Source organism: Streptomyces sp. NPDC000151, assembly GCF_040301705.1.
In the GTDB taxonomy this organism is placed as follows: Bacteria; Actinomycetota; Actinomycetes; order Streptomycetales; family Streptomycetaceae; genus Streptomyces.
The window spans coordinates 113,236-132,609 of record NZ_JBEPFC010000003.1 but is presented as its reverse complement, the minus strand read 5'-3'; the positions used below and the strand labels follow the sequence as shown (position 1 = coordinate 132,609).

At 71.4% G+C, this 19,374-nt stretch carries 18 protein-coding genes and 1 pseudogene; 13 read left to right on the top strand and 6 right to left on the bottom strand.

Annotation, left to right across the window (positions count from 1 at the left end):
• A pseudogene (locus ABT381_RS02370) lies at positions 1–200 on the top strand (hypothetical protein); the annotation flags it as partial.
• Positions 201–268: 68 nt separating this feature from the next.
• Here the strand turns inward: ABT381_RS02370 and ABT381_RS02365 are convergent.
• Complete coding sequence (locus ABT381_RS02365; protein WP_351586709.1) at positions 269–736, bottom strand: ATP-binding protein; 468 nt, start codon at positions 734–736, stop codon at positions 269–271.
• 256 nt (positions 737–992) lie between these two features.
• On the opposite strand from ABT381_RS02365, the gene ABT381_RS02360 reads away from it, so the two are divergent.
• Positions 993–1,865, top strand: a complete 873-nt coding sequence (locus tag ABT381_RS02360) for a helix-turn-helix domain-containing protein (protein ID WP_351586707.1) — start codon at positions 993–995, stop codon at positions 1,863–1,865.
• A 34-nt stretch (positions 1,866–1,899) separates the two neighbouring features.
• Complete coding sequence (locus ABT381_RS02355; RefSeq protein ID WP_351586705.1) at positions 1,900–2,136, top strand: DUF397 domain-containing protein; 237 nt, start codon at positions 1,900–1,902, stop codon at positions 2,134–2,136.
• Between the two features lie 61 nt (positions 2,137–2,197).
• On the opposite strand, the gene ABT381_RS02350 is transcribed toward ABT381_RS02355, so the two are convergent.
• The gene (locus ABT381_RS02350; protein WP_351586703.1) at positions 2,198–3,385 is read right to left on the bottom strand and encodes an 8-amino-7-oxononanoate synthase; all 1,188 of its coding nucleotides are present in this window, start codon (positions 3,383–3,385) and stop codon (positions 2,198–2,200) included.
• 144 nt (positions 3,386–3,529) lie between these two features.
• Here ABT381_RS02350 and bioB point away from each other — a divergent pair, with 144 nt between their 5' ends.
• The 3 genes from bioB to bioD are packed head-to-tail and all read left to right on the top strand — an operon-like array spanning position 3,530 to position 6,789.
• Positions 3,530–4,777: a biotin synthase BioB gene (gene bioB / locus ABT381_RS02345; protein WP_351586701.1), complete on the top strand. Its 1,248-nt coding sequence runs from the start codon at positions 3,530–3,532 to the stop codon at positions 4,775–4,777.
• Positions 4,770–6,080 (top strand): adenosylmethionine--8-amino-7-oxononanoate transaminase, encoded by a 1,311-nt coding sequence (locus ABT381_RS02340; protein ID WP_351586699.1) that lies wholly within the window; start codon positions 4,770–4,772, stop codon positions 6,078–6,080. The genes bioB and ABT381_RS02340 overlap by 8 nt, the downstream gene beginning before the upstream one ends.
• Before the next feature lie 16 nt (positions 6,081–6,096).
• On the top strand, positions 6,097–6,789 hold the full coding sequence (gene bioD / locus ABT381_RS02335; RefSeq protein ID WP_351586697.1) for a dethiobiotin synthase: 693 nt from the start codon (positions 6,097–6,099) through the stop codon (positions 6,787–6,789).
• A gap of 142 nt (positions 6,790–6,931) precedes the next feature.
• Here the strand turns inward: bioD and ABT381_RS02330 are convergent, their stop codons facing one another.
• From ABT381_RS02330 to ABT381_RS02320, 3 genes are all read right to left on the bottom strand, one after another.
• Entirely contained in the window at positions 6,932–8,182 is a 1,251-nt protein-coding gene (locus ABT381_RS02330; RefSeq protein WP_351586695.1) for an MFS transporter, read from the bottom strand.
• A gap of 1,161 nt (positions 8,183–9,343) precedes the next feature.
• Positions 9,344–10,279 carry a LysR family transcriptional regulator gene (locus ABT381_RS02325; RefSeq protein ID WP_351586693.1) on the bottom strand — a complete coding sequence of 312 codons (936 nt, stop codon included), beginning with the start codon at positions 10,277–10,279 and terminating at the stop codon, positions 9,344–9,346.
• Between the two features lie 47 nt (positions 10,280–10,326).
• Positions 10,327–11,760 carry a purine-cytosine permease family protein gene (locus ABT381_RS02320; RefSeq protein ID WP_351586691.1) on the bottom strand — a complete coding sequence of 478 codons (1,434 nt, stop codon included), beginning with the start codon at positions 11,758–11,760 and terminating at the stop codon, positions 10,327–10,329.
• A 125-nt stretch (positions 11,761–11,885) separates the two neighbouring features.
• On the opposite strand from ABT381_RS02320, the gene ABT381_RS02315 reads away from it, so the two are divergent.
• The 6 genes from ABT381_RS02315 to ABT381_RS02290 all read left to right on the top strand — a co-directional run bounded on the left by ABT381_RS02315 (position 11,886) and on the right by ABT381_RS02290 (position 17,218).
• The gene (locus ABT381_RS02315; protein ID WP_351586689.1) at positions 11,886–12,794 is read left to right on the top strand and encodes a LysR family transcriptional regulator; all 909 of its coding nucleotides are present in this window, start codon (positions 11,886–11,888) and stop codon (positions 12,792–12,794) included.
• 123 nt (positions 12,795–12,917) lie between these two features.
• Positions 12,918–13,448 carry a flavin reductase family protein gene (locus ABT381_RS02310; protein WP_351586687.1) on the top strand — a complete coding sequence of 177 codons (531 nt, stop codon included), beginning with the start codon at positions 12,918–12,920 and terminating at the stop codon, positions 13,446–13,448.
• Positions 13,449–13,474: 26 nt separating this feature from the next.
• Positions 13,475–14,944 (top strand): 4-hydroxyphenylacetate 3-hydroxylase family protein, encoded by a 1,470-nt coding sequence (locus tag ABT381_RS02305; RefSeq protein WP_351586685.1) that lies wholly within the window; start codon positions 13,475–13,477, stop codon positions 14,942–14,944.
• The gene (locus ABT381_RS02300; RefSeq protein ID WP_351586683.1) at positions 14,941–15,363 is read left to right on the top strand and encodes a RidA family protein; all 423 of its coding nucleotides are present in this window, start codon (positions 14,941–14,943) and stop codon (positions 15,361–15,363) included. Before ABT381_RS02305 ends, ABT381_RS02300 begins: the two co-directional genes overlap by 4 nt.
• Positions 15,360–16,040, top strand: coding sequence for a DUF1028 domain-containing protein (locus ABT381_RS02295; RefSeq protein WP_351586681.1), 681 nt, complete (start codon positions 15,360–15,362; stop codon positions 16,038–16,040). The genes ABT381_RS02300 and ABT381_RS02295 overlap by 4 nt, the downstream gene beginning before the upstream one ends.
• A complete protein-coding gene (locus ABT381_RS02290) occupies positions 16,037–17,218 on the top strand; it encodes a M20 family metallopeptidase (protein WP_351586679.1) in 1,182 nt (393 codons plus the stop codon). Before ABT381_RS02295 ends, ABT381_RS02290 begins: the two co-directional genes overlap by 4 nt.
• On the opposite strand, the gene ABT381_RS02285 is transcribed toward ABT381_RS02290, so the two are convergent.
• Complete coding sequence (locus ABT381_RS02285) at positions 17,196–17,798, bottom strand: TetR/AcrR family transcriptional regulator (protein WP_351586677.1); 603 nt, start codon at positions 17,796–17,798, stop codon at positions 17,196–17,198. The two genes, ABT381_RS02290 and ABT381_RS02285, sit on opposite strands and share 23 nt — an antisense overlap.
• Positions 17,799–17,931: 133 nt before the next feature.
• Here ABT381_RS02285 and ABT381_RS02280 point away from each other — a divergent pair, with 133 nt between their 5' ends.
• Positions 17,932–19,362, top strand: coding sequence for a purine-cytosine permease family protein (locus ABT381_RS02280; RefSeq protein ID WP_351586675.1), 1,431 nt, complete (start codon positions 17,932–17,934; stop codon positions 19,360–19,362).
• Positions 19,363–19,374: the final 12 nt, after the last annotated feature.

The window sequence follows — 19,374 nt, the reverse complement described above, 5'->3', positions numbered from 1 at the left end:
GGCTCGGGCGGCGGCTCGCCGCGGCCGGGCGGCATTTCGTGCCGCCGGGCGAGGCCGTGTGGGCTCAAGTGGCGCCGGCGAATGGCGCGAGTGTGCGGGCGCTGCTCGCCGCAGGCTTCGTACCTGTGGGGGCCGAGGCGCTGCTGAAGCGAGGGGCGGACGGGGGCGGGGCGCAATCGCGGTACGGGCCGGGCGAATGATCTCGGCCGCATTCGGGCGGGTCGGGGCCGGCTTCGGGGCCGGTCGGGTGCAAGGCCGTGCGCTGTTCTCAGGTGCCGGCCGGTCGCGGTTCCCCGGGCAGCACCGGAACCGGCCAGGGGAGGGCGATCCAGACCGTCTTGCCGCCGCTCTCCGTCGGTTCGATGGTGATCTTTCCGCCGGATTCCGCCGCGAGGCAGCGGATGATGACCATGCCGCGGCCGTTGTCCTGCTGGACCGCGGCCGGCAGCCGGCGCGGCATCCGGGGGTGGTCGTCCGTCACGCCGATGCGCAGGAGTTCGTGGCGGTCGAGGTGGACGTCGACCGTGAAGGTCGGGGACCGGCCCGAGGTGTGTACGACGGCGTTGGTGGCCAGCTCGGAGACGATGAGCCGGATGGAGTCGAGGAGTTCGGCACGCCCCACGCCGGTCGGCGTGTCGTCCCACTCCGTGAGAACCCCAGTAACGTATCTGCGCGCCATCGGTACGGAGTCGGGCGCGCTCGGCAGGGTCAGTGATGCTTCCTGGTGATCTGCCATCGCCGCGCCGTCCCTTTCCCACCCGAGGCCGTCTCTCCGCTGGGCAGCGGCATGATCGGGTCCGAAAATCGGCCCCTTGCCGCTGCATTGCGCCAGACTGCCACTCATGCTGCCCCTGCCGTGAGCCATCCACCAAGATATGCATATATCTGTCGCTCGAAGCGGTGAACTCTGCTACGCGAGACCGTATTTGGGCGGCACACTGACGCATCGGTGTCAGTTATGACGAATCGCGGTACGCCCGTGAGGAGGGTTCATGCACCACGGTCCCGCAGTGCGCCGTCGCAAGCTCGGTGCGGAGTTGAGGCGCCGTCGGAATCTGGCCGGGCTCACGAGCGGCGAGGCCGCCCGTCTTGTGGGCTGGCATCAGTCGAAGGTGAGCCGGATAGAGACCGGCCGGAGCGGAGTGCGTCCGGCCGACGTGGAACGGCTGCTGGACGCGTACGAGGTGCGCGACGAGGAGTCCCGCGCACTGCTGGCCGCGCTGTGCGGCCAGGACGCGGGCGGCGGTGGCGGAGGGGACGCCGGGCGCGGCTGGTGGCACACCTACCGCGACCTGCTGCCGCCCGCCTACCGGGACTTCATCAGCCTGGAGGCCGGCGCCTCGCACGCGCGGACGCTGGAGACGACGGTCGTACCGGGGCTGCTGCAGACCCCGGACTACGCGCGCGCCGTCACCCGGGCCGCGCTGGCCGACCTGCCCCAGAGCAGAATCGATGCACTCGTCGAGGTCCGCATAGCGCGGCAGAGCGTTCTGGAGGGGGACCCTCCGCTGAAACTTTCGGCCGTGTTGGACGAGGCGGTACTACGCCGTCCGGCGGGTGGTCCAGAGGTGATGAAAGCCCAATTGCGGCATCTCCTCAAGGTCATGGAACTGCCGCACGTGCGACTGCAGGTGCTGCCGTTCACTGCCGGGGTCCACATCGGCATCACCGGCCCTTTCGTTATCTTCTCCTTTCCGCTCATTGCTGACTTGGATGTGGTGGTTCTCGACCATTTGACGAGTAGCCTCTACCTCGAACGCAAAGAGGACCTCAGGGCGTACAGCGATGCATTCGACACGCTGCGGGGGCACGCTCTCTCATGCGAGGAATCATCGGCTTTGATTGCCCGGACCGCAGATGCCTGACGGCCTGGTCCGGGCGCGTTGAGGAGGCTCCACTATGACGGCATCGCCGCGGTACGTACCCGCCAGCACGGCCCTTGCGGGCGCGTGCTGGGTGCGCAGCACGCGCAGCACGGGAATGAACAACTGCGTCGAGACCGCCCGGGTCAACGGTGAAACTCTCGCCGTGCGCGACTCGAAGGACATTTCGGGACCGGCGTTGCTCTTCGCGGTCCCTGCATGGCGGGCTTTTGTCGACGCCCTGCACATCGGTCGGCCCACAAAGGAGGGCTGATCCAGCCCTTCCCGGAAACGGTTCAAGAATAAAATTCGGACACCGGTTCCGGGGAATTCGGTCAAGCGGTCGGTGCGGTCGAAAGGATCGCACCGACCGCTTCGTCAATCTGCCGGTCGGTCAGATCTCCGCGGGCGGTCAGCCGGAGCCGGGAAATACCGTCGGGAACGGACGGCGGACGGAAACAGCCGACCACCAGACCCGCCGCACGGCAGTCCGCCGCCCACCGCACGGCCTGCTCGGGCGAGGGAGCCCGCACGGAGACCACCGCGGCGTCCGGAAGAACGGCCGACAGTCCCCCCGCCGTCAGTCGGCGGTGGAGTTCGCGGGCCACGGCACGGGCCCGGTCCGCGCGCTGCGGCTCGCGGCGGAGCAGCCGGAGCGCGGCGAGCGCGCCACCGGCGGCGGCCGGCGCCAGACCCGTGTCGAAGATGAACGTACGGGCCGTGTTGACCAGGTGCTCGATGACCTTCGCCGGGCCCAGTACCGCACCGCCCTGGCTGCCCAGGGACTTGGAGAGCGTCATGGTGGCCACCACGTCCCGGTCCCCCGCCAGGCCCGCGGCCGACAACGCGCCGCGCCCGCCCTCACCCAGCACGCCCAGCCCGTGCGCGTCGTCCACCAGCAGCGCGGCGCCGTGCGCGCGGCAGGCAGTGACGTACCCGGCCAGCGGTGCCGCGTCCCCGTCCACCGAGAAGACCGAGTCGGAGACGACCACGGCCCGGCCTTCGTAGTCGGGTTCGGCGCGGGCGGCGTCCAGGGCCTTGTGCACGGCTTCGGGGTCGCTGTGCGGGACCACGGCCGTACGGGCGCGGGAGAGGCGGCAGCCGTCGATGAGCGAGGCGTGGTTGCCGGCGTCGGAGACGACCAGGGAGCCGGGCGCGGTGAGCGCGGTGACGGCTGCGAGGTTGGCCGCGTAGCCCGAGGAGAGGACCAGTGCGGCCTCGAAACCGCAGTATTCGGCCAGTTCGCGTTCGAGTTGCGCGTGCAGTTCGGTGGTGCCGGTGACCAAGCGGGAGCCGGTCGCGCCTGCGCCCCAGCGGTGCGCGGCGGCCGCGGCGGCCCGGGTGACCTCGGGATGCCGGGCGAGGCCCAGGTAGTCGTTGCTCGCCAGATCCAGGAGCGCGGAGTCGGCCGGGCGCGGGTTCAGCGTCCGTACGAGCCCGGCGCCGCGACGCCGCTCGCGCGCCTCGTCGATCCAGGCGAAGGGGTCGTTACCGGGCTGGGCGGCGGCGGGATCGGCAGGCATCGGCTTCCTCGGGTTTGTTGGCTGTCGATAGACGTTAGCGGTCGTTACGCCTGCTTACGGTGTGGCGATACACACACCCCCAACCAGCGGCGTTGTGGGAATCCTCCTTGGCCGCGAGCGGTGCCGTAAGACAGGATCTTCGCCATGGACCTGCTGAACGCTCTGGTGGAGAAGGGTCTGCGGCGCGAGTCGCCGACCCGCGAAGAGGCACTCGCCGTACTGGCGACATCCGATGACGAGCTGCTCGACGTCGTAGCGGCGGCGGGCAAGGTCCGCCGCCAGTGGTTCGGGCGGCGGGTGAAGCTGAACTATCTGGTCAACCTCAAGTCGGGCCTGTGCCCGGAGGACTGCTCGTACTGCTCCCAGCGACTCGGCTCCAAGGCCGAGATCCTCAAGTACACCTGGCTCAAGCCCGACGAGGCGTCCGAGGCGGCCGCCGCCGGTGTCGCGGGCGGCGCCAAGCGGGTGTGCCTGGTCGCCAGCGGCCGCGGCCCGACGGACAAGGACGTCGACCGCGTCTCGCAGACCATTTCGGCCATCAAGGAACAGAACGAGGGCGTCGAGGTGTGCGCCTGTCTCGGGCTGCTCTCCGACGGCCAGGCGTCGCGGCTGCGGGACGCGGGCGCCGACGCGTACAACCACAACCTCAACACGTCCGAGGCGACGTACGGCCAGATCACCACCACGCACACCTACGCCGACCGCGTCTCCACCGTCCAGCAGGCCCAGGCGGCCGGCATGTCCGCCTGCTCCGGCCTGATCGCGGGCATGGGCGAGAGCGACGAGGACCTGGTCGACGTGGTCTTCTCGCTGCGCGAGCTGGACCCGGACTCCGTACCGGTCAACTTCCTGATCCCCTTCGAGGGCACCCCGCTGGCCAAGGAGTGGAACCTCACCCCGCAGCGCGCCCTGCGCATCCTGGCCATGGTCCGCTTCGTCTGCCCTGATGTCGAAGTACGGCTGGCCGGCGGCCGCGAGGTGCACCTGCGCACCCTGCAGCCCCTCGCGCTGCACCTGGCCAACTCCATCTTCCTCGGCGACTACCTCACCAGCGAGGGCCAGGCCGGCAAGGACGACCTGGCGATGATCGCGGACGCCGGGTTCGAGGTGGAGGGCGCCGGCACCACGACGTTGCCCGCGCACCGCGCCGACGCCCTGGCCGCCGCCGGGGGCTGCGGCAGCCACGCGGGCCAGGAGTCGAGTGGCTGCGGCGGGCACGGTGACGGTGGCTGCGCGCCGTGCGGTGACGCGGGATCCGAGCCGGTCGCCGCCGAGCCCGAGCCGGTCGCGGCCGGTGCGGTGGCCGAGGCGCCGGACGCTGACGGTGCCCGTACGGACCTGGTCTCGGTGCGCCGCCGCGGCGCCGGTACCGACCTGCCGCCCAATGCCTGAGGCCGAGCCGATGCACGTGCACGACCTGCTGGCCCTGGACCGGCAGCATGTATGGCACCCGTACGGCCCGATGCCCGGCAAGGACGACCCGCTGGTGATCGAGTCGGCGGCCGGGGTCCGGCTGCGGACCGCCGAGCCGGTGCAGGGTCACACCGAGCTGGTCGACGGCATGTCGTCGTGGTGGTCGGCGATCCACGGCTACAACCACCCGGTACTGAACGAGGCAGCACGCGGCCAGCTGGACCGGATGAGCCATGTGATGTTCGGCGGGCTCACCCACGAGCCCGCCGTCCGGCTCGCCCAGCGGCTCGCCGACATCGCGCCGGGCGACCTGGAGCACGTCTTCCTGTGCGACTCCGGGTCCGTCTCGGTCGAGGTCGCGGCCAAGATGTGCCTGCAGTACTGGCGGTCGCTCGGCCGCCCGGCCAAGCAGCGGCTGCTGACCTGGCGCGGCGGTTACCACGGTGACACCTGGCAGCCGATGTCGGTGTGCGACCCGGAGGGCGGGATGCACGACCTGTGGTCGGGCGTACTGCCCCGGCAGGTCTTCGCCGACGAGCCGCCGGGCGGGTTCGACGCACCGCTGGACGAGGCGTACGCGGACCACCTGCGGGAGCTGATCGGCCGCCATGCCGACGAGCTGGCCGCGGTCATCGTGGAGCCGGTCGTACAGGGCGCGGGCGGCATGCGCTTCCACTCCCCCGCGTATCTGCGGGTACTGCGGGAAGCGTGCGACGCGCACGACGTGCTCCTGGTCTTCGACGAGATCGCGACGGGCTTCGGCCGGACCGGCGAGCTGTTCGCGGCCGGGCACGCGGGCGTCGTACCGGACGTGATGTGCGTCGGCAAGGCGCTGACCGGCGGCTATCTGACCATGGCGGCGACGCTGTGCACGCCGCGGGTGGCGGACGGGATCTCCCGGGGCGAGGTGCCGGTGCTCGCGCACGGGCCGACGTTCATGGCCAACCCGCTGGCCGCCGCGGTCGCCAACGCCTCGCTGGACGTCCTGCTCGCGCAGGACTGGCAGCAGGAGGTCAAGCGGATCGAGACCGGCCTGTGGGACGGACTGGCGCAGGCCAGGACGATCCCGGGCGTCCGGGACGTACGGGTACTGGGCGCCATCGGCGTCGTCCAGCTCGACCACGCGATCGACATGACGGCCGCGACCCGGGCCGCCGTCGGCGCGGGCGTGTGGCTGCGGCCGTTCCGCGATCTGATCTACACGATGCCGCCGTACATCACCGGCGACGAGGACATCGCCCGTATCTGTGCCGCGGTGTGCGCTGCCGCGCGCGAGGGCTGAGGAGGACGCGTACATCATGTCGGTGCTGTTCATCACGGGCACGGGCACGGAGATCGGCAAGACGGTCACCAGCGCCGCGATCGCCGCGGCCGAGCTGGCCCGCGGCCGGTCGGTCGCGGTGCTCAAGCCCGCCCAGACCGGGGTCGCGCCGGACGAGCCGGGCGACGCGGCGGAGGTGGCCCGGCTGGCCGGTGACGCGGTGACCACCGCCGAACTCGCCCGCTATCCGGAGCCCCTGGCGCCCGCGACCGCGGCACGGCGGGCCGGGCTGCCGCCGGTACGCCCGTACGAGATCGCCGAGGCGGCGACCAAGCTGGCCACCGAGCACGACGTGGTGCTGGTGGAGGGCGCGGGCGGGCTGCTGGTCCGCTTCGACGAGACCGGCGCGACGCTCGCGGACGCGGCGAAGGCGCTCGGCTCACCGATGCTGATGGTCGCGCAGGCGGGTCTCGGCACGCTCAACGCGACCGCGCTGACGGCGCATGCGTTGCGTACGGCGGGCATCGCGACGCCGGGTGTGGTGATCGGCAGCTGGCCCGCCGATCCTGACCTGGCGTCGCGCTGCAACATCGAGGATCTGCCGGAGTCGGCGGGGGCGCCGCTGTTGGGACTCGTACCGGCGGGGTCGGGGGCTTTGCCGGGTGCCCGGTTCCGGGCGGAGGCGCCGTCTTGGCTGGCGCCGCGGCTGGGTGGGACCTGGGGCGGGTGACGGCCGCGCCGGGGTGCTTCGGGGGCGCTGCCCCCGGGCCCCCGGTCCTCAAACGCCGGACGGGCTGAAATAGGTCAGCGATCGTCGGACAGGCTGAAATAGGTCAGCGATCGCCGGACGGGCTGGATTGTGGGCAAGCCCCTCAGTCCAGCTCGGCGCCCTTCCGTTCCGGGATCAGCAGCATCGCGGCCATGTCCAGGACGTAGATGACGGCGAGCAGGGCGATCGCCTTCTGGAAGCCGTACGAGCCGGCGACGAGGGCGACGACGAGCGGGGCCAGGCCGCCGATGCCGCGGCCGACGTTGAAGAGGACGTTCTGCGCGGTGGCGCGCGCGTGCGTCGGGTACAGCTCGGCGATGAGCGCGCCGTAGCCGCCGGTCATGCCGTTGACGAAGGCGCCCATGACCGCGCCGCCGATGAGGAGTGCGGTGGGCGTGGCGAGGGTGGCGTACGCGAGGACCGTGACGACCGAGCCGGCCTGGAAGATCCAGAAGGTGGGGCGGCGGCCGATGCGGTCGGCGAGGTGGCCGAAGGCGAGGATGCCGCAGGCCATGCCGAGCACGGTGACGGCGGTCCAGGCGCCGGACTTGGTGAGGCTGTAGCCGAACTGCTGGGAGAGGTAGCTCGGCAGCCAGGTCATGATGCCGTAGTAGCCGAAGTTCTGTACCGAGGTCAGGACGAGCACGCCGAGGGTCGAGCGGCGCGCGGCGGGGGTGGCGACCAGGGAGCGCAGCGGCGCGGTGGCCGGGCGCTCGGCACTCTTCGCGGCAGTGAACGCGGCGGGCTCGTGCATGGTGCGGCGGAAGAGGAAGGCCGCGACCGCGGGCAGCACGCCGAGGGCGAAGAGCGCGCGCCAGCCCCAGGCGTTGATGACGGGGGCGGAGAGCAGGGCGGCGGCGAGGACGCCGGTCTGCCAGCCGAGACCGACGTAGGAGGTGCCGCGGGCGCGTTTGCGGCTGGGGAACGCCTCGGCGGCCAGTGCCATGCCGATGCCGAACTCGCCGCCGATGCCCATGCCGGCGAGGAAGCGGGAGGCGGCGAGCTGGGGGAAGTCCTGGGCGATCGCGGTGACGCCGGTGAAGACGGCGAAGAGGATGATCGACCAGGTCAGGACGCGGATACGGCCGAGGCGGTCGGAGAGCAGACCGAAGAGGAGCCCGCCGGCGACGCAGCCGATGAGGGTGATCGTGGTGAGCGATCCGGCCTGGGCGGAGGTCAGGTGCAGCCCGGCGGTGATCGCGGAGAGGGCGAAGCTGAGGATGAGGAGGTCGAAGCCCTCCAGGCCGTAGCCGACGGCGGAGGCGAGTACCGCCTTGCGGGCGTAGGCGTCGGTGGTGGTCTCCGATGCGCCCGGCTGGGCGTCCTTGACCGCTGGCGCGGGGTGGTTCGGCATGCGTCCTGCTCTGTCGTGCGTACGGCTGGGCGGCGGGGCGTACGTCGGAGGGCAGGCTCGTGCGGCGATACGGGGTCTCGGCCGCGGGCCCGCGCCGACGCGGCCGAGGGGCCATTCTAGAGCGCGGCTGTCGGTGTCAGGTACACGCGGGTGTGCTCGGCTGCCGACCTCACCGGTGGTGCCGGGCACGGCGCGACGTCGGGACACGGTGGCGCCGGGCATGACTCGGCGTCCGGAGACGGTGGAGCAGAGGCCGTCTCCGGACGCCGGTCGGGTCCGCGGATCGGTCAGCGGCCCTCGCCGGCCAGGCCGGTGCGCCGTGCCGGGATGCTTCGTATGCTCGCGCACGGCGCCTCTGACCGCGGGTGCTTGCCACCGCGCTGTACTGCCAGTGCGTCGGCGGCACGGACCCGTGCCACCGAACCGCGATCGAAGACGAGCACCACGGCCGTCGCCCCCATCGCCCGCACATCCGCTCTAACGGACTGGACTTGCCGCCAACGGCCCTGAATGAGCACCAGGTCACCCTGCCTCACCTGCAGCGCCCTCACCGCACCATCACAGCCCACATTTCTCTGCCCACCCCATCTGTCAATGGCGGGACCACTCGGTGCGCCCCCTCCCCAGGGGCGGACTTCGGTCCTGCCGTGATTGGTTCGGTAACTCTGGCGGCTCGTTCGCTTCTGCGCACACTCCGATCCGGTCACATTGCCGACCCTTGGGTATACGCGCGTTGCGCGACCATATGCGTTTGCTCATGCAGGGCGGACGGTCAGGTACCGGGGGCCCGGGTGGCACTGGGTGTCACATGCCGTCCGAGCAGCACGTGCGCTCCGCCCGGCCAGCGAAAAGTGCAATATTGCATCCACGTGGGTGGGTGCATGGATGCACCTGCACGCGGGCGCACACCTCTTCGATGGCAGCGCGTGCCACCCTGATCACGCCCCGCTACGAGCCGGTCGCCGACCCGCTGACCTCGGCCGCGGCGCAAGCGCCGCGGAACCCTCCCGAAACGCCCTCCACACGGCACATGGGCTGATCACGGCCCGGACGGGAGCAAACGGCCACCGGAGGCGGAAGGCACGGGGTGACGGCCGGATAAGGGCGGTGGGTGGCGCACGACACTGTCTCCGACCGGCCGTTACTCGTCCGTACCGCGGATTACTCGTCCGTACCGGCGGTTCCCGGGCCGGGCAACTCCCCCGGCCAGTGACGCAGTTCACGCAGCAGCGTGAGGAAGGCGCGTTCCGCCGGGGACAGCAGCCGGTCCCTGCGGTGCACCAGGCTGACCGGCCGGGGCTCCGGCGCGGGCACGACGGGCAGTACGGCCAGCCGGCCGGCCCGTACGTCCTCCCCCACCGCGTGCTCGGAGATCAGCGCGAGACCCAGCCCGGCGGCCACGCACTGCTTCACCGCCTCCGGGCCCCAGATGTCCGCGCGCGGCACGTCCTCCAGCGCCCAGTCGGCGAGCACCTGTTCCTGGAGGCTGCGGGTCTGGGAGCCCGGCTCGCGCAGCAGGAACCGCGCCCCGGCCAGCTCCGCGGGCGTCACCTCGGCGGCGCCCGCGAGCCGGTGGCCGGGGGCCGCGACCAGTACCAGCCGCTCGTCCAGCACGGTCTCCACGACGAGCCGGTCGCCGTGCGGGCTGCCGGCCACCACCGCGATCCCGATGCCGCCGCCCAGCAGCTGCTCCTGCACCGCCTCGCCGTTGCCGACGAAGATGTCGCACTCGATGGCGGGGTGCCGTTCCCGGTACCGGGCCAGCAGCGCGGGCAGCAGATACGTGCCGACGGTCGTCGAGCCGCCGACCAGCAGCCGGCCGGTGGCCAGCCCGCTGACCTGCTGCACGGCCGCGACCGCCTCCTCGGCGAGCAGGAAGACCCGCTTGCCGTACTCGGCGAGCACCTCGCCCTCGGCGGTCGGCCGGGCGCGGGTCCCCGAGCGGTCCACGAGCGTGACGCGCAGCGACTGTTCGAGCTTGCGCACCTGGTTGGAGACCGAGGGCTGGCTCATGTACAGCTTCTGCGCGGCGGCGGAGAAGCCCTGGTGCTCGACGACCTGCATGAAGATCCACAGCCGGTGGAGGTTGAGTTCCATGGCACCTCCAAGGGCTTGCGAAGATCGGCTTCCGGGCGGGCCGCAGCCTAACTCTCCGGCTGCCCGCCGGACAGGGCCACGAGCGGATCGTCCGTACTGTCCAGGTCCACGTCCCCCTCCCCCACGCCGTGCCGCGCGCGGGCCCACAGGTAGTACAGCGGCGCGGTGACGATCAGGCCGACCAGCCAGGACAGATCGGCGCCGCCGAGGCGCGCGGCGAGCGGTCCGGTGTAGAGGTCGGTGGCGAGGAACGGGATCTGTACGACGATGCCGAGGGCGTACGAGCCGAGCGCGACCGGGTTGAAGCGGCCGTAGCGGCCGCCGTCCGGGGCGAAGAGGGCGTCGAAGTCGTAGCGACCGCGGTGCAGCAGGTAGAAGTCGATGAGGTTGATCGCGGTCCAGGGGACGAGGACGACCAGGAGGACGAGGACCAGGTTGACGAAGTGGTTCACGAAGTCGCTGGACAGGCCGAGGGCGATGACCAGCGCGATCGCGAGGACCAGGGCGGAGACGGCGCCGCGCGCGAGGAGGCGCGGCTGCCAGCGGGCCCGGAAGGTCTGCCCGATGGTGATCATCGAGAGGACGGCGCCGTAGAGGTTGAGCGCATTGTGGTTGATCACGCTGACGAGGAAGAGCAGGAGCAGTACCGGGCCGAACGCGCCGGCCGCGTCGTGGAATCCGGCGACCGCGTCCGGGTCGGGGCTGACCAGCGCGACGACCGTACCGGCGAGGAAGGGCAGCGCGGAGCCGAGGCAGGAGCCCCAGTAGGTGGCCCAGAAGGTGCTCGCGGTGCGGACCGTGCGCGGCAGGTAGCGCGAGTAGTCCGAGACGTACGGGGCGAACGCCAGCTGCCACAGGGCGCTGAGCGAGACGGTGGCGAGCCAGCCGGCGAAGGTGAAGGAGCCGCGGGTGAGGAAGTCCTCGGGCAGGCCGCGCGCGATGACCACCGCGAGCCCGGCGAGGATGCCGAGGCCGAGGACGACGGTGGCGATCTTGTTGAGGTGATGGATCAGGCGGTAGCCGATCAGACAGATGGCCGCCGAGCCGGCCGCGCCGAGCAGGATTCCCGCGTCGACCGGGACGGCGGGCGCGAGGCCGTGCAGCGACTTGCCCGCCAGCACGATGTTGGAGGCGAAGAACCCCACGTACATCGCGGCGGCGACGACCACGATGAGCAGCGCGCCCACCGAGCCGAACTGCGCGCGGCTCTGGATCATCTGCGGCACGCCGAGCTGCGGCCCCTGCGCCGAGTGCAATGCCATGAAGACGCCGCCGACGAGCTGGCCGACGACGATCGCGAGGACCGCGGAGACGAAGGACTGATGGAAGACCTGGACGCCCATGGCGCCGGTGACCAGCGGCAACGGCGCGATGTTGGTCCCGAACCACATCGTGAACAGGTCGCGGGCGCGGCCGTGCCGTTCGGTTTCGGGGACGTGGTCGATGGTGTGCTGTTCGAGCGCGTCTGAGGGTTCGGTCACGGGCGTCTCCTCGCCTGACGTGTGATGGCAGGGAGTCTCGGGCAGCCTCGATGATCCGGTCAATCAGAGAAATCCGCGCTCCTCCATCTGATGAACCGATGCAGCGGGGATGGCAGGATCCGGTCATGCCCAAGGACGCGAACTTCACCCTCGTACAGCTGCGGTACTTCATGGCCGCGGCGGAGCTCGGCAGCATGACCGCGGCCGCCCAGCGGATCAGTGTCTCGCAGTCGGCGATCTCGACAGCGGTGACGCATCTGGAGCGTGAGCTGGGGGTGCAGCTGCTGATCCGGCGGCACGCGAAGGGGCTGTCGCTGACCCGGGCCGGCGAGCGGTTCCTGCACGAGCTGCGCGGCTTCCTCACGCACGCCGAGGACCTGACGGAGGCGGCGCGCAGCCTCGGTACGGAGCTGGTGGGCGAGCTGGCGGTGGGCTGTTTCCAGACGCTGGCGCCGTTCTGTCTGCCGCGGCTGCTGCGGGAGTTCGGGCAGGCGCACCCCGCGGTGCGGGTGCAGGTCACCGAGGGCGACATCCGGGCGGTGCAGGAGGATCTGCGCGGCGGCACGTGCGAGCTGGCGCTCCTGTACGACCTGGGGCTGGACCCGGACATCGAGCGGGAGGTGCTGGCGGTGGCGCCGCCGTACGCGCTGGTGCCGCCGGACCATCCGCTGGCGGGGGCCGGTTCGGTGCGGCTGGCGGACCTGGCGGCGGAGCCGATGATCCTGCTCGATCTGCCGCTGAGCCGGGACTACTTCCGCTCGCTGTTCCTGAAGGCGGGCGTCGAGCCCAGGGTGCGGCACCGCAGTACGAGTTACGAGACAGTGCGCGCGATGGTGGCGGCGGGCCACGGCTTCGCGATCCTCAACCAGCGGCCGGTGCACGACGCGACGTACGACGGCGGGCGGGCGGTGGCGCTGCGGCTGACCGATCCGCTGCCCGCCCTGCCGGTGGTGCTGGCCCGCCTCGCGGGCATCCGCCCGACGGGCCGCGCCCAGGCGTTCGCGGCCGTGTGCCGGGCGGCGCTGGGGGCTTGACCTGCCCCGAGCCGAAGCATCTGCAAAACCGATGCAGTAGGTCGAAAACCTCTGCTTTACGGATGTAGAGCGGGCACCCATAGTCGTGTCTCAGCAGAGCCCGCACGCCTCGGGAGGCTGATGATGACCCTCACTCTGGACGACACGGTGGATCCCCGGACGGCCCGCGCGGACTTCGTCGCCGCGATGGGCAATGCCGCCACCGGCGTCACCGTGGTCGCCACCGATGGAGCGGCCGGACGCTTCGCGCAGACGGTCAGCGCCATGAGTTCGGTGTCCGCTGACCCGCCGTCGCTGCTGGTGTGTGTAAACCGCCGCAGCCCGCTCGCGGACGCGGCCGTACGCAACGGTGTCTTCTCCGTCAACGTCCTCGCCGTGGAACAGGCCCACGTCTCGGACGTGTTCGCCGGCCGGCCCGCGGACGGCGAATCCCCGTACGAACCCTACGACTTCGGCTGCGCGCGCTGGCTCCCGCTGCACACCGGCGCGCCCACCCTGGCCGATGCGGCCGCCGCCTTCGACTGCCGGCTCGCCGACGCGTACGAGCACGGTACGCACCGCATCCTCCTCGGCGAGGTGCTCGCCTCCGCCGTGACGGATGCCGCGCCGCTCGTACACCACGCCCGCGCTTACGGCGCGCACCGCCCGCTCTAGCCCCCCTCTTCCTAAGGAGCACCCGCATGATCCGTACCGGGGAGCAGTACCGGGAGTCGATCCGCGACGGCCGGGAGGTGTGGATCAACGGCGAGAAGGTCGCCGATGTCACCGCACACCCCGCCTTCAAGCCGTTGGTCGACATCCGGGCCCGCATCTACGACATGGCTCACGAGCCGGACAGCCGTGGGGTCATGACGTATGCCGACCCCGACACCGGCGAGGTCAACGCGATCCAGCAGAAGCCGCCGCGCACACAGGAGGACTGGGCCGCCAAGCGGGCCGCGACCGATGCCGTGCTGACGGATGTCGGCGGGGTGGTGACGCGGGTCGGTGACGAGACGATCGGCGAGGTGTGGTCGCTGATCGACGGGCAGGACGTACTGGACGCGATCAACCCGGCGTACAGCGACAACGTCAAGCGCCACATCGACAAGGCGTGCTTCGGCGACCCGTTCCACGTGTCGGCCAACACCGACCCCAAGGGCGACCGTTCCAAGCGCCCGCAGGACCAGGACCCGGACATGCTGTTGCATGTCGTGAAGGAGACGGACGGCGGGATCGTGGTGCGCGGCGCCAAGTACGAGACCGCCGCCGCGTACGCCAACCAGGCGTTCACCAAGCCGACGATCGCCAACTGGGGCGACTCCGAACTCTCCGACTACGCCCTCGGGTTCATGCTCGACATGGGGTCCCCAGGGCTGAAGTACATCTGCCGTACGGGCTTCGCGGGCCGCGCGCCCGCCGAGGACTACCCGCTCGCCAACCGCTTCGACGAGGTGGACACCCTCGTCGTCTTCGACGATGTCGAGATCCCCTGGGAGAACGTGCTGTTCTACCGGGACACCAAGGCGGCCACCTTCATCCGCGCGACCCTGCACCGCTACAGCGCGTACGCCTTCACCCAGCGCAATCTGCGGCTCGCGGACCTGATGATCGGCGCGGCGCTGTGGAACGTGAAGCAGACCGGGCTGGAGAAGCAGCAGGCCGTGCAGGAGAAGCTGGCGACGCTGGCCTGTTACCGGGAGGGCATCAACGCGCACCTCACGGCGGCGGTGGCGATGGCGGAGCCGAGCCCCGGTGGCCTGCTGATGCCGAATCAGTCCCTGCTCTACACCGGGCGGGTGCTCGCCTGCTCCCAGCTGCACGAGATGATGCACATCGCGCGCGAACTGTGCGGCGGACAGATCTGCATCACGCCGGACAAGGCGTCCTTCGACCACCCGGACACCGCGCCCTGGCTGGAGAAGTTCTACTCCGTCAACGAGCACTGGGTCGCCGAGGATCGCCGCAAGCTCCTCGCGTACGCCCGTGACCTGCTGAACTCCGACTACGCAGGGCACCGGCTCACCTTCCAGCTGTTCGCCCAGTCGCCGCCGTTCGCCCATCTCGGCGCGGTGTACCGGAACTTCGACTGGGACGGCCCGCTGGACCTGGTGAAGGACGCGGCGGGGCTGTCGGACAAGGTACTCGGCACGCTGGGGAGGACCAAGTGACCACGCATCGGCGCATTCGCCCCTTCAACACCGCCGACACCTATCCCGAACAGGATCTCTCCAACGACCTCGCGCAGGCGGTGGTCGCCGAGGGCACGGTGTATCTGCGTGGCCAGATCGGGCAGGACCTCGATACCCGCGAGAACGTCGGCGTGGGGGATGTCGAGGCGCAGGCCGAGCAGGCCATGGCGAATATCGCGATGCTGCTGGAGGAGTCCGGGAGCCGCCTTGACGAGATCGTCAAGATCACTGTCTATCTGACGGACATCCGCTTCCGCGAGCCGGTCTACCGTGTGATGGGGCGCTGGCTGAAGGGCGTGCACTACGTGTCGACCGGGCTGGTGGTCTCGGCACTGGCCCGGCCCGAGTGGCTGGTGGAGATCGATGCCACGGCCGTGATCCCGAAGGAGCGCCGATGACCTTCTCCCTTGCCGCACGCTGTCCCCGTACCGGGGAATTCGGAGTCGTGGTGTCCTCCTCCTCCCCCGCCGTCGCCGCGCGCTGTGCGTACGTACGCGCCGGGGTCGGCGCCGCCTGTTCGCAGAACGTGACGGACCCGCGGCTGGGCCCCGAGCTGCTGGACGCGCTGGCGGGCGGTACGGACGCGGGGACCGCGATGGCGCGGCTCGCGCAGGCCGTACGGCACGTGGACTGGCGACAGTTGACGGCGATCGGCGCGTCCGGGGAGCCCGCCGCGTACTCCGGGGACCGCACGCTCGGGGTGCACGCGCAGGCCGTCGGCGCGGATGCGGTCGCGGCGGGCAATCTGCTCGCCGACCCGGGCGTGCCCGCCGCGATGCTGGCCGCCTTCGCCGCCGAACCCGCGGCCCCGTTGGCGCAGCGGCTGGTGGACGCGCTGGCCGCTGGCGCGGCGGCGGGCGGCGAGGCGGGGCCAGTGCACTCGGCGGGGCTGCTGGTCAGCGGCCAGGTGCCGTGGCCGGTGACCGATCTGCGGGTGGACTGGACGGACGGCGATCCGGTCGCCGAGCTGGCGGCGCTGTGGAAGCGGTGGGAGCCGCAGGCGGCGGACTACGTGCGGCGGGCGCTGGATCCGGGGGCGGCGCCTGGGTACGGCGTACCGGGTGATCCGGCATGAGCGGCACCGATACGGCCGCGCACGCCGCCGTACGCGGCGCTGTCGCCGACTCCGCCGACAACCTGCTCGCGCTCAGCCACCGTATCCACGCCCACCCCGAGGTCGCGTGGGAGGAGGAGCGGGCCGCCGACTGGACCGCGTCCGCCCTCGCCGACCTGGGCTTTCAGGTCACGCCCGGGATCTGCGACCTGCCCACCGCGTTCGCCGCGACGATCGGCTCGGGGCCGCTGCACCTCGCGCTCTGCGCGGAGTACGACGCGCTGCCGGGCCTGGGGCACGCCTGCGGGCACAACATCATCGCGGCTTCGGCGGTGGGTGCCGCGGCCGGGCTGGCCCGGGTCGCCGACGCTCTCGGGCTGACGGTGACGGTGCTGGGCACGCCGGCCGAGGAGGGCGGCGGCGGGAAGATCCTGATGCTGGAGCGGGGCGCGTTCGCCGGGGTGCACGCGGCGATGATGGTGCACCCGGGCCCGGTGGACGTCGCGGAGGCGGAGCCGTACGCGGTGGCGCATCTGCGGATCGACTACGAGGGCAAGGCCGCGCACGCCGCGGCCTACCCGGAGCAGGGCCGCAACGCGGCGGACGCGTTCACCGTCGCGCAGGTCGCGATCGGCCTGCTCCGCCAGCAACTCCCCTACTCCGTACGGGTGCACGGGATGCTGACGCGCGGCGGCGAGGCGCCGAACGCGATTCCCGAGCGGACCAGCGGGCGGTGGTACGTACGGGCCGGCTCGCTGGAGGAGTTGGACGCCGTGCGGCCGCGTGTCGAGCGGTGTTTCGAGGCGGGGGCGCTGGCGGCGGGGTGTGAGCTGTCGGTGGCGCACGAGAGCCCGCCGTACGCGGAGTTCCGTACGGATGACGAGATGCTCGGGCTGTACCGGGCGCACGCGGAGGCGGTGGGGCGGAAGTTCACGTCGCCGTCCGCGCCCGAGGCGCGGATGAACCGTGCCTCGACCGACATGGGCAATGTCTCGCGGGTGCTGCCCGCGATCCATCCGTACATCGGCATCGGTTCGCTGCCCGCGGTGAATCACCAGAAGGAGTTCGCGGCGCACTGCGTCACGCCGGAGGCCGACCGCGCCGTGCTGGACGGCGCGGTGGCGCTGGCGCTGACGGGGGTGTCGCTGGCGTCGGATCCCCGGCAGCGGGAGCGGCTCACAGCCGCTCGCACCCCGTGACCGTACGGGCGTAGCGGAGGACCGCGTCGCGCGCCGCGGCGTGGTCCACCGCGGGGTTGCGGCTGATGATGTGCAGGCCGTAGCCGTCCTCCAGGGCGACCAGGTCGCGGGCGACGGCAGCGGCGGGCTGGTCGAGGGTGAAGTCGCCGCAGACGGCGCCCAGTTCGAGGAGGGTGGTGTAGAGCGCTGCCTCGCGGGCGTAGAGCGAGGCCATCAGGGCCGCGTGCTGGCGGCTGCGGTCGGCGAGGCCGTGCAGCTCGTACAGCAGCCGGTGGGTGGCGTCGTCGCTGTCGCGCGGCAGGCCGGTCGCCGCTGCCGCGCGCAGCCGCTCGACCGGGTCGCCCGCGCCGTCGGCAGCGGCATGACGGCCCGTCAGATAGCGTTCCACCGCACTCTGGTGGACCTCGAAGACGAGGTCGTCGAGCTCGGGGTAGTAGTAGAGCACCGAGCCCGCGGAGACTCCCGCCTCGGCCGCGATGTCCTTGATCCGCAGGCCGGCCAGGCCGCGGCCGGTGATCGCCCGGCCCGCCGCCTCGATGAGCGCTTCCCGGCGGGCGCCTTGGTTCTTGGTCCTTGCCATGCCGTAAATTCCCCGTTTCTCGCTTCAACAAATGCCGCTTTCTTCCCCGCGATGCATTGACAGACTAGCGCCTCATAGTTTGAATCTCGGTTCAAAGAATGCTTCGCCCACCACTCTCCCGCCAGGAGGCGGCGTGGACAACGACGCGAACGCCACCGTGGAGCGGCACACCATCGACGTCATCCCCGACGACGAACGGCACGGCCGCACCCGCGACCTGTTCACCATTTGGTTCTCCGCCAACCTCGGCCCGCTCACCATGGTCACCGGCGCCCTCGCGCCCACCGTCTTCGGACTGTCCTTCGTGTGGAGCGTGCTCGCGCTGCTCGTCGGCCACCTCGGCGGCGGCTTCCTGATGGCGCTGCACTCCGCGCAGGGGCCGCAGCTGGGCGTGCCGCAGATGATCCAGAGCCGCGGCCAGTTCGGCAGCGTCGGCGCGCTCGCCGTGGTCCTCGTCGTGGTCGTGATGTACCAGGGGTTCTTCGCCTCCAACCTGGTGCTCGGCGCGCAGTCGCTGGAGCAGGCGCTGCCGGCCGTCCCCGTCGACGCCGGGATCGCGCTCGGCACGGCGGTCAGCCTCGTCGTCACCGTCGTCGGCTACCGCCTGATGCACGGCATCGGCCGGCTGACCACCTGGCTCTTCGGCGCGGTCCAGCTCGTCGGCGCCGCCTGGATCGCCTTCGGCGGGCTGCCGGCCGGGTTCCTGGCCCGCGGCGGCTTCTCGCTCGGCGGCTTCCTCGGCATGGTCTCCGTCGGCGTGCTCTGGCAGATCGCGTACGCGCCCTACGTCTCGGACTACTCCCGCTACATGCCCGCCGACCGCGCCCGGGTCCGCTCGACGCTGTGGTGCACGTACTGGGGCAGCGTGCTCGGCAGCGTCCTGCCGATGCTGGTCGGCGTCGCCGTCGGCCTCGCGGTGGGCGGCGAGGACCCGGTGGCCGCGCAGTCGCAGCTGCTCGGCAGCCCGCTCGCACAGCTCACACTGTGGTCCTTCGCCGCGGTCACCATGCTCACCAACTCCATGAACCTGTACGGCGCGACGCTGTGCGTGGTCACCGCCGTACAGACCTTCGCGCACCGCTGGCTGCCGGGCCCGGCGCTCCGCGCGCTCTTCTCGCTCGCCCTCGGCGCCCTGTCCTTCGTGCTGGCCGCCGCCTTCGCCGACTCCTTCATGGCGAGCTATCTGAACCTGATCTACCTCCTGCAGTACGTCCTGATCCCCTGGACCGCCATCAACCTCGTCGACTTCTACCTCGTCCGGCACGGCGCGTACGACGTGCCGTCCTTCTTCGCGCGGGACGGCGGGATCTACGGCCGCTGGAACGCCACGGCCCTCGGCGTCTACCTGCTCGGCATCCTGATCGAGGTGCCGTTCATGGCCCAGACGCTCTACACCGGGCCGCTCGCCCACGCCCTCGGCGACACCGACCTCGGCTGGCTCGCCGGGCTGCTCTTCACCACGCCGGTGTACCTGTACGCGGCGCGGCGGCGGATACGACGGGCCGCCGCGCGGGCCGCGTCCGGCGCGGCGGCCGCCCCTCCCCCGTATGCCGGCACCCACTGATCTGGAGTCACC